General features: G+C 64.8%; 11 protein-coding genes. 10 read left to right on the forward strand and 1 reads right to left on the reverse strand.

The features are described 5' to 3' along the window. Positions 1-303: 303 nt before the first annotated feature. From B1C78_RS14275 to B1C78_RS14305, 7 genes are read left to right on the forward strand one after another with little or no spacing between them, the layout of a single operon-like run. Positions 304-786, forward strand: coding sequence for a Na+/H+ antiporter subunit E (locus B1C78_RS14275; RefSeq protein WP_077279846.1), 483 nt, complete (start codon positions 304-306; stop codon positions 784-786). Continuing rightward, positions 779-1,072 carry an MrpF/PhaF family protein gene (locus tag B1C78_RS14280; RefSeq protein ID WP_077279847.1) on the forward strand — a complete coding sequence of 98 codons (294 nt, stop codon included), beginning with the start codon at positions 779-781 and terminating at the stop codon, positions 1,070-1,072. Before B1C78_RS14275 ends, B1C78_RS14280 begins: the two co-directional genes overlap by 8 nt. Further along, complete coding sequence (gene mnhG / locus B1C78_RS14285) at positions 1,069-1,368, forward strand: monovalent cation/H(+) antiporter subunit G (protein ID WP_077279848.1); 300 nt, start codon at positions 1,069-1,071, stop codon at positions 1,366-1,368. The genes B1C78_RS14280 and mnhG overlap by 4 nt, the downstream gene beginning before the upstream one ends. A gap of 3 nt (positions 1,369-1,371) precedes the next feature. Next, complete coding sequence (locus B1C78_RS14290) at positions 1,372-2,322, forward strand: hydrogenase subunit MbhD domain-containing protein (RefSeq protein WP_077279849.1); 951 nt, start codon at positions 1,372-1,374, stop codon at positions 2,320-2,322. Next, on the forward strand, positions 2,319-2,597 hold the full coding sequence (locus B1C78_RS14295; protein WP_077279850.1) for an NADH-quinone oxidoreductase subunit K: 279 nt from the start codon (positions 2,319-2,321) through the stop codon (positions 2,595-2,597). The genes B1C78_RS14290 and B1C78_RS14295 overlap by 4 nt, the downstream gene beginning before the upstream one ends. Further along, complete coding sequence (locus B1C78_RS14300) at positions 2,594-4,036, forward strand: complex I subunit 5 family protein (RefSeq protein ID WP_077279851.1); 1,443 nt, start codon at positions 2,594-2,596, stop codon at positions 4,034-4,036. Before B1C78_RS14295 ends, B1C78_RS14300 begins: the two co-directional genes overlap by 4 nt. Next, positions 4,033-5,673, forward strand: coding sequence for a complex I subunit 5 family protein (locus B1C78_RS14305; RefSeq protein WP_077279852.1), 1,641 nt, complete (start codon positions 4,033-4,035; stop codon positions 5,671-5,673). The genes B1C78_RS14300 and B1C78_RS14305 overlap by 4 nt, the downstream gene beginning before the upstream one ends. Positions 5,674-5,725: 52 nt before the next feature. Here B1C78_RS14305 and B1C78_RS14310 read toward each other — a convergent pair whose 3' ends face one another. Next, the gene (locus B1C78_RS14310) at positions 5,726-6,157 is read right to left on the reverse strand and encodes an SRPBCC family protein (protein WP_077279853.1); all 432 of its coding nucleotides are present in this window, start codon (positions 6,155-6,157) and stop codon (positions 5,726-5,728) included. Positions 6,158-6,295: 138 nt separating this feature from the next. On the opposite strand from B1C78_RS14310, the gene B1C78_RS14315 reads away from it, so the two are divergent. The 3 genes from B1C78_RS14315 to B1C78_RS14325 all read left to right on the forward strand — a co-directional run. Beyond that, positions 6,296-7,819: an NAD(P)H-dependent oxidoreductase gene (locus B1C78_RS14315; RefSeq protein WP_077279856.1), complete on the forward strand. Its 1,524-nt coding sequence runs from the start codon at positions 6,296-6,298 to the stop codon at positions 7,817-7,819. A 111-nt stretch (positions 7,820-7,930) separates the two neighbouring features. Then, positions 7,931-8,335, forward strand: coding sequence for a DUF1801 domain-containing protein (locus B1C78_RS14320; protein WP_217698042.1), 405 nt, complete (start codon positions 7,931-7,933; stop codon positions 8,333-8,335). 267 nt (positions 8,336-8,602) lie between these two features. Further along, positions 8,603-8,967: hypothetical protein (locus B1C78_RS14325; protein ID WP_139349953.1), on the forward strand; the 365-nt coding region annotated here is incomplete at its 3' end.

The raw sequence follows: 8,967 nt of genomic DNA on the forward strand, positions 1-8,967 counted from the left end.
GTCCGACAGGCTCCTGGGCTCGATTCTACGCGTGCTGACGCTGCAAGTGTGCATAACGGCATCGTTGTCCTCGCAATTGAGAGGCTCGCATGGATCCGAGCCGGAGGTCGCGTGGATTTCGACCTTCTCAAGCCGGACTTTCGATACCATGCTGTATTCGGAATGTGTACACGACTGCTTCGCTGGCCGGTTTGTGTGGCGATAGAGCCGATGACTGAAGATCTCAATGAATTCCCGGGCTTTCACGGCGACAAACGCTGCCGGGATACCACCGGGAAGCCAGGATAAGGAGACCGCCCTCCCATGGCCGGTTTTGTCCAGCGGTTGCTGATCTATGGGGTCCTGTGGTGGATACTGGCCGGCGGCTCACCCTCTGCCTGGTTCTGGGGGCTGCCGGCGATTCTCGCGGCCGCCCTGTTCAATCCTTTTCCCCCTGCACGGCCGATCTCCTGGCATCCGCTGGGGCTGCTGGTCTTCGTCGCGATGTTCCTGATGCTTTCCCTGCGTGGTGCGCTGGACGTTGCATGGCGCGCCCTGCATCCCCGTCGTCCCCTGCAGCCCGCCGTCGTGGACTACCCTTGGGCACTGCCGCCCGGGCGGGGCAGGGTGTTTCTCGCCGTCCTCATCAATCTGATGCCGGGCACTTTGTGTGTGAAGATCACCGACCACTCCATGTCTGTGCATGTGCTCAGCAACCCCGACCGGGCCGTGTCCGCGCTGCAACGCCTGGAGCGGCGGGTGGGACGCCTGTTCGGGTCTGATACCAAGGAAACACATCATGTTTGAGATCTACGTGATCGCCAGTCTGCTGCTCATGGTCAACATCCTCGTGGGCCTCGCCCGGGTCCTTAAGGGGCCCACCGCCGCGGACCGAATGCTCGCGGCGGAAATGTTCGCCACCTCCGCCGTGGTGATCCTTCTCCTGCTGGCGACCGTCAGCGGCGAGGAAAGCCTCGTGGACGTTGCGCTGGTCTTCGCCCTGCTCTCGGCCGTGACGGTGGTCACCTTCGTCAGCCGCTTCTGGATCGCCGGTGATTCCGGGAAAGACAGACGTGCGGGAGGAGATTCATGAGTCTTGTCGAATGGCTCGGTTTGCTGATGGTGTTGTTCGGCCTGCCGTTTTTCTTCCTCGGCACCGTCGGGTTGTTGCGGTTTCCCGACGTCTACACGCGCCTCCACGCCCTGGCCAAGGGTGACAATGTCGGGCTGGGTCTGGTGTGCCTGGGGCTCGGCCTGCAATCAGGCAGCCTGGCCATGACCCTCAAGCTGCTGCTCATCTGGATACTGATGCTCATCGCGAGTGCCACCGGGGTGGGACTGATCGCACGCACGGCCCTCTCGCGGGGCGTCAGGCCCTGGGGTCTTTGAGCCATGGACGCCCTGGTGCCGCTCTTCGATGCACTGCTGGGCGCGTTGTTGCTCTGGCTGGCCTGGCAATCCATCTTCGCCGCCGACCTGTTCCGCGCGGTGGTCAGTTTCATGATCTTCGGCCTGCTGATGGCATTGGCCTGGGTGCGCCTGGAGGCACCGGACATCGCGCTGGCCGAGGCAGCCATCGGTGCCGGCGTGACCGGCGCCCTGCTGCTGTCCGCCCTGGGTCGCCTGCCGCGGGAACGGTATGCAGAGGCGGCGCAACATATCCTCTCTCACTCATACTGGCTCCTGTTCTGGGCGCCCGTCGTGCTGCTGGCCTGGTTTCTCTGGAGCCTGGAAGCTGCGCCGCCGTCGCCTCCGGGCCTCGGCGAGATGGTCGCCATCCACCAGCCGGCAGCCGGCGTGGACAACCCGGTGACCGCCGTGCTGCTCGCGTTCCGCGCCCTCGACACCCTGCTTGAGATCGGGGTCCTGCTGCTGGGCAGCCTTGCCATCTGGTCGTTGGGGCCTTCGCCCTGGTCCACCGGCCCGGCCATGCCCTCGCCGGCCCTGCCGGCCATGGCCCGGGCCCTGTTTCCGGCCTTCGTCCTGGTGTCCGTCTACCTGCTCTGGCGGGGCAGTCACGCACCGGGCGGTGCGTTCCCGGCCGGCGCGGTGATGGGCGCGGGTGGCGTGCTGATGTTGCTGGCGGGCGCGCGCCCCTGGCTCACGGGCGGGGAGCAGGGGCCCTGGCGCTGGTTGCTGACACTGGGGCTGGGAACGATGCTGGTGGTGGCCAGCGTGACCCAATTTGCGGGGTACGTGTTCTTCCAATACCCGTCGGACTGGTCGGGCCGGCTGATCACTCTGCTGGAACTGGCCGCGGGGTTGTCCATCGCCCTGCTGCTGTTCGCCCTGTACCTGGGCGGACAACCCCCCGTCCGCTGGCGCGACAGGGGGTGGCAATGACCTTTTATCTGTTGCTGGCCACCGCGCTGTTTCTCATGGCGCTCTACGGGGTGTTCGCTTCGCGCCACCTGCTGCGCCGCATTCTAGCCCTGAATGTCATGTCCACGGCCGTGTTCCTCTGGCTGGTCACCGTGGCCCGGGCGGCGCCCGGTCTTGACCCGGTGCCTCACGCCATGGTCCTTACCGGGATCGTAGTGACGGTCAGTACCACGGCCGTGGCGGTGGTGCTCGTCGTGCGATTGCGTGCTTCGCACAGGAGGCACGACCTGCCGTGATTCCCGATCTCTTTCAGATCGGGCCCTCACTGCTCTTTGTCGCACCCCTGTTCGCGGCCATTGCGGCATTCGTCCGGCCGAGGGCCGGCGCAGGGATCTACCTGGTCAGTGCCGGCCTGATCACGGTCGCTTCACTTGCCCTGGTCCTGATGGTCGGGACCCTGGGGGCCTGGCGCATGGATTTGGGCGGCTGGGTTCCCCCGCTGGGTATCGGCTGGCAGGTGGACGGGCTGAGTGTCGCCATGCTCCTGCTCACGGCGCTCGTGATGGGGGGCGCGGGTGTCTACCGGGTGGCCGAGGGTGACGCGGGCCATAGCCCGCTGTTCTGGCCCCTGTGGCTCTTCCTGTGGGGCGGGCTCAACGCGCTGTTCCTGTCCGCGGACCTGTTCAATCTCTACGTCACCCTGGAACTGGTGTCCCTGGCCGCCGTGGCATTGATCGCCATGGGCGGGCGCACCGCCCTGGTCCCCGCCTGGCGTTACTTCATCGCGACCCTGCTGGGTTCAACGGTATTTCTCATGGGGGTCGCCCTGCTCTACGGCCAACACGGCAGCCTGGACATGAGGCTGTTGCAGGGCGCACTGGGGCCGGCCGCGATTGAACTGCTGGCCTCGCTGCTGATCACGCTGGGTCTTCTGCTCAAGGGTGCCGTGTTTCCCCTGCACTTCTGGCTGCCGGCCGCTCACGGACGGGCGCCTTCGGCGGTCAGTGCGGCTTTGTCCGGCGTGGTGGTGACGGCTGCCTTCTACCTGATGGTGCGGCTCTGGTTCGGTCCCTTCTCGCCGATGCTGACACCGGCCTTGGCCCTTGCGCTTGGGGCCATGGGTGCGATGGGCATTCTCTGGGGCGGCGTCATGGCCCTGCTGCAGCGCCGCCTGAAGATGCTCATCGCCTATTCCACCGTATCGCAACTGGGCTACGTCCTGCTGGTCTTTCCGCTGGTCGCCTCCGGCATCCTTGCGGCCCAGGCCTGGCACGGCGCAGTCGTGTTGATCCTGACCCATGGCTTTGCCAAGGCTGCGCTGTTCCTTTCGGCGGGTGTGCTGATCCGGTCATTGGGCCACGATCGGATCGACAGACTGAAGGGACCCGGCCAGGGGCCCGCGTTGGCCTGGCTGGCGTTTGCCCTGGGGGCCGTCAGCCTGGTGGGACTGCCGCCTTCCGGCGGTTTCATGGCCAAGTGGTGGCTGTTGCAGAGCGCCCTGGCCGCAGGGGCCTGGCATTGGGCCCTGGTGATCCTGGCGGGCAGCCTGTTGACGGCCGTCTACCTCTTCAGGGTCCTCGGCGGCCCCACCGCGGGCGCCATGACCCCATCCTCCGACCATTCAACCCGGGCCATGGGATTCACGGCCCTCATCCTGGCCCTGGCGGCCTGGATACCGGGCTTCGTGCCAATCCCCCTCACTGGCGCGCTCGCCGACACCTGGGGCATGCCATGAACGCCGTCGTGCCGCACATGTCCCTCGATCCGGGCTGGCTGATCCTGAGTCTGACGTTCCCGTCGCTGGGTCTGCTCCTGTTGTGTACCGGCATCGGCAGACGATATGCGCTGGCCTGCCTGCCCTGGGCGCCGCTGCCAGCGCTGGCAGCGGCGCTCCTGGCCCCTCCGGATACGACGCTCGCGCTGCCCGATCTGTTTGCCGGGGTGATGTTTCGGCTGGACGGGACGGCCCGGGCCTTTCTCCTGCCCGCGGCCCTGTTGTGGACGCTGGCAGGCTGGTATGCGGCCACGGCCGGCGGGTTGCGGCGTGGCCCGGTGTTCGCCGGGTTCTGGCTGCTGGCCCTGTCGGGGAATCTGGGCCTGATCCTGGCGGGGGACCTGTATGTGTTCTACATCGGTTTCGCGCTGATGACCTTCGCCGCCTATGGGTTGGTGGTGCACGAGGGCACCGGCGAGGCCCTGCGCGCCGGGCGCTGGTATCTGGCCATGATGTTCGCCGGGGAGTTGTGCCTGTTTACGGCCGTGGCGCTGGTGGCGGTCGCCGTGGGCGGAGGGATGCTGGCGTTCACGGCCGTGGGCCTCGCCCCGGGCCGCGAACTGATCTGGGCGCTGTTCGCCTTCGGATTTGCGCTGAAACTGGGGCTGGCGGGACTGCACGCCTGGTTGCCCCTCGCCCATCCGGTCGCACCGGTCCCGGCCAGCGCCGTGCTGAGCGGGGTCATGATCAAGGCGGGCATCCTGGGATGGTGGCGGGTGACCTCGCCTCACGGAGCGCTGGTCTCCGACTGGGGTCCGTGGTTGATGGCCCTGGGTCTGATCACGGTTTTCTACGGTGTATTGTCGGGCCTGAACAACCGCGATCCGAAGACGGTACTTGCCTGGTCCAGCGTAAGTCAGATGGGCCTGATCGCCCTGCTGGCGGGTCTGGCTCTCGCGGAGCCGGGCACTGCCGCACTGGCATGGATGGGGATCACATGGTTCGTCATGCATCACGCCCTGGCAAAGGGCGCGTTGTTCCTGGGTACGGGGCTTTTCCAGGGCAGTAACGACAGTCAGCGACGCTGGCTCTTGCTGCTGCTGTGCGTGCCCGCCCTGTCCCTGGCGGGTGTTCCCTACACCAGCGGATGGATCGCCAAGGCTGCGCTGGATCTGTCGTTGACCGACAGCGGATATGGGCCCTGGTTGTCGGCCATGCTCACCGCAAGCATCGCAGGCACCACCCTGCTGATGGCGCACTATCTCCAAAGCCTCTGGAGGACGCCGCGTCCGAATGCCCCGTCTCCGGGCGCACCGTGGCTGCCCTGGGGCCTCGCCATGCTCTGCCTCGCATCTCTTCCCTGGACAGGCTGGGCCCCCGAATACATCCCGCCCATCGAACCGAGTCCCGTGATGCTCGCGCAGGATCTCTGGCCGGTGGCGCTGGGCCTCGCGCTCTTCTTCGCACTGTTCGCCGGGCGCAGCCGGAAGTTCCGGTGGCCGGGGTGGCGAGTGGCGCGGGCCTTCGAGATTCGCGCTTCGGCAGTGTGGGTCGGACTGTCGCGCCTGGAACAACGCATGCACCGTTGGGCTACGGTGGGGGGGTTGTTCATGGTGTTGGCTGCGATCTTGTTGTCCGCGGTTTGGTTGGGTGTTTGAAACGCGAATCGGGAATCCGGGGAGTCAATCGTTGGTTCCCTCATTTCCCCGGTCAGGTTCCCCGTGCGCCTGACCGCAGTCTCGCCTCCACATTCTCGATGATTTCACGACTCAGTCGGCGGATGAGCGGTTTGCCCGCCTTGCGCACAGCTTCCTCCACAAGGGCGTTGTTCAGGTCGTACTCCAGATGCAGATGGATTCGTGTTCCTCCGTCGACAGGGATCAGGTGATAGGTGCCGCGGTTGGGGACACCGGTGATCGATCGCCAGGAGAACCGTTCCGGGGGGACGGATTCAGTGATTTCCACGTCAAAGCTGAGGGGAATGCCCGCGGCCCGCACGGTCCATCGGTAGCGGTTGTCGTTCACGCGCGTTATGGTCTCTATGGCCTCGCTGTAGTGAACGAACTCCTCGACGCGGCTCACGAGCGAGAACACCGCTTGTCGGGACGCCCGTATCTCCACTTCGTGTTCGATGACAGCCATCGGAATCCGAAAGGTTCGCCATGCGCGTTCATCAATCCGCCCGCAGGCGGCACATGGACATCATACCCCGGCGTGCCCCTGTCGTTCGGGCAGCGCACAGGGGCGCTGCCGGATGACGGCGACCAGGGGCATGGGCCCGTGAACGTGCTGGTCATCCTCGGCCACCCGCGTGCGGACAGTTTTTGCGCTGCGCTGGCCGATGCCTATTGCGAGGGGGCTCGTGCAGCGGGGGTGGATCTGAAGCGCCTGGATCTGTCCACCTTCGAGTTCGATCCGCACGTTCACACGCTGTCACCCAACCAGCAGCCACTGGAAGACGATCTGCGCGCCGCCCGCTCGTTGATAGAGTGGGCGGACCACCTGGTATTTGTCTATCCGACCTGGTGGGGCACCATGCCGGCGCTTCTGAAGGGTTTCCTCGACCGCGTCATATCGCCCGGATTCGCCTTTCGCAAATGCGAGGGCGGTACGGGCTATGAGGGATTGCTCCAGGGTCGTTCCGCGCAACTCATCACGACCATGGACACGCCGCCGTTTATTCACCGGCTCTTGTACCGCCAGCCCGGCAGGAACGCCATGGCGCGGGCGACGCTGGGCTTCTGCGGCATTCGGCCGGTGCGTTCACTGATGTTCGGCTCGGTGCGCTTTTCCGACAAGGCGCGGCGCGAAGTGTGGCTGAGAAGGACTCAGGCGGAAGGACGGCGTCTGGCACGGGGCCGAGTCTCGTTGAGTGAGCGGCTTGCCCACAAGGCGGGCGCATGGCTCATGGCAATGCGATTGCAGTTCTATCCCATGACCTGGGTGGCCTACACCGTGGGTGCGCTGGCGGCAGCGCCGGAGGCGGGCGTGTTCGGCAACCCGGTGTTCTGGCTGGGCTACCTGTGCCTGTTCCTTCTGGAAGTCGCCACCGTGCTCGTCAATGAACTTGTGGACTTCGACACGGACCGGCAGAACCGCTTCTACAGCCCCTTCACCGGCGGATCCCGGGTGCTGGTGGAGCGGCTGCTGTCAACGCGCGAGGTCCGCTTCGGCATTCTGGCGGCTTCGGCAGGCTTCCTGGTTTCGCTGTTGTGGTTCGTCGGTCTGTCACCCGGAGAACCTGTACAGGTGCTGGGTGTGACGGCCGTGCTGGCCATCCTCGCCATCGGTTACACGGCGCCGCCACTGAAGCTCAGTTACCGTGGTCTGGGTGAGCTGGATGTGGCGCTCACCCACAGCCTCGGCGTCCTGCTGTGCGGCTACGTGTTCATGGCGGGGGACTGGCGCGACCCTCTCCCATGGCTGCTTAGCCTTCCACTGCTGCTGGCCATCCTCCCGTCCATTACGCTCTCGGGCATTCCCGACCTGGATTCGGATGCGGCCGTGTCGAAGCGAACGCTGGCAGTACGTCTGGGATGGGACGGGGCACTCCGGGTGGCACTGGGCTGCACGTTGCTCGCGGCGATTGCCGGCGTCCTGTTTCAGGTGACCGGAATTGCGCAGGGTGCGTACGCCGGCATCGGGTACGTGGTGATCCCCCACGGCGCATGGCTCGCGTGGCTGCTGTGGCGCGCACTGGACCGGGAGGATCCACCGGGGCGCATCGACGGTCTCATGGCCGTATCGCTGGGCTACGTCCTCTGGTTCGGCTTGTTTCCCCTGGTCAACCTGGCAGCCGGTTGACCGAAAAGGGAACGGAGGGATTTTCTCCCAGAAAAAATTCCTCCGTCCCCTTTTTGCCCTTTTTGGGAGGATCTTGTAGGACGTCATCAAGTTTGCTTCGGATTCCTGATCATGAAGAAAACCGAACCCGCGGCAAGTCCCGAAGCCTATGTGGCCGCCTTGGATGGCTGGCGACGCGATCTGGTGGAATCCTTGCGGTCAGTGGTTCGCGGGGCCGCGACACTGGAAGAAGTCGTGAAATGGGGGCACCTGGTCTACCTGGCGCAAGGGCCGGTGCTGCTCATTCGCGCGGAAGAGGAACGTGTGTTGTTCGGCTTTTGGCGGGGCAAGCGTCTGACGGATATCGAATCACGTCTTAAGGGCAGCGGCAAGTACGAGATGGCCACGCTGGAACTGCGGGAGGGCATGACGGTGAAGTCCGCGACCGTGCGGCGCCTTGTCCGCGAGGCCGTAAATCTCAACAGGGCCTTTGGCGACCCGACGCTGGCGGCCAGAAACGCACGAAAAGGGGAATGAGGAATTTATCTCCCTTTCTCACTTCCACCAAATCTGAGCAAGAAAACTCCTCTGTCCCCTTTCTTGATCTGAACGAGAGAACTCCTCCGTCCCCTTTCCTGCAAACCTTGACAACTCTACCAACTTACCTATAAGTCTCCAGACGACAAGATGTATGCCATCGACCCATCAGGGTCAGGTTTCGTCGTTCTGTCTGCCCGCGGGTTGAGGCGGGGGCTTGCCAGTGGGATCTTTTGGACAGGGGGCATTCCTGTTCGGGAGGGTTCGATGCAGACCATACGCGCATGTCTTGTCGTTGCCGCCCTTGCTCTCACTGCATCTGCCGCTAATGCGGCTCCCGTCATCTACTGGAACCTGTTCAACATCGAAGGCGAAAGCGTTATAGGGGCGGACTTTGTCACCTACGCCACCCTCGATGACATGCTGAACGACATCAACCGGCTTGGGGTCTTCCAGCCGATGGGGGGTGGTGCGGGCCAGAACGTTGTTGGCAGCGGGTCGGATGGCACGACCTACTGGAACCTGTTCAACATCGAAGGCGAAAGCGTTATAGGGGCGGACTTTGTCACCTACGCCGCCCTCGATGACATGCTGAACGACATCAACCGGCTCGGGGTCTTCCAGCCGATGGG

It is taken from the genome of Thioalkalivibrio denitrificans (assembly GCF_002000365.1).
In the GTDB taxonomy this organism is placed as follows: Bacteria; Pseudomonadota; Gammaproteobacteria; order Ectothiorhodospirales; family Ectothiorhodospiraceae; genus Thioalkalivibrio_A; species Thioalkalivibrio_A denitrificans.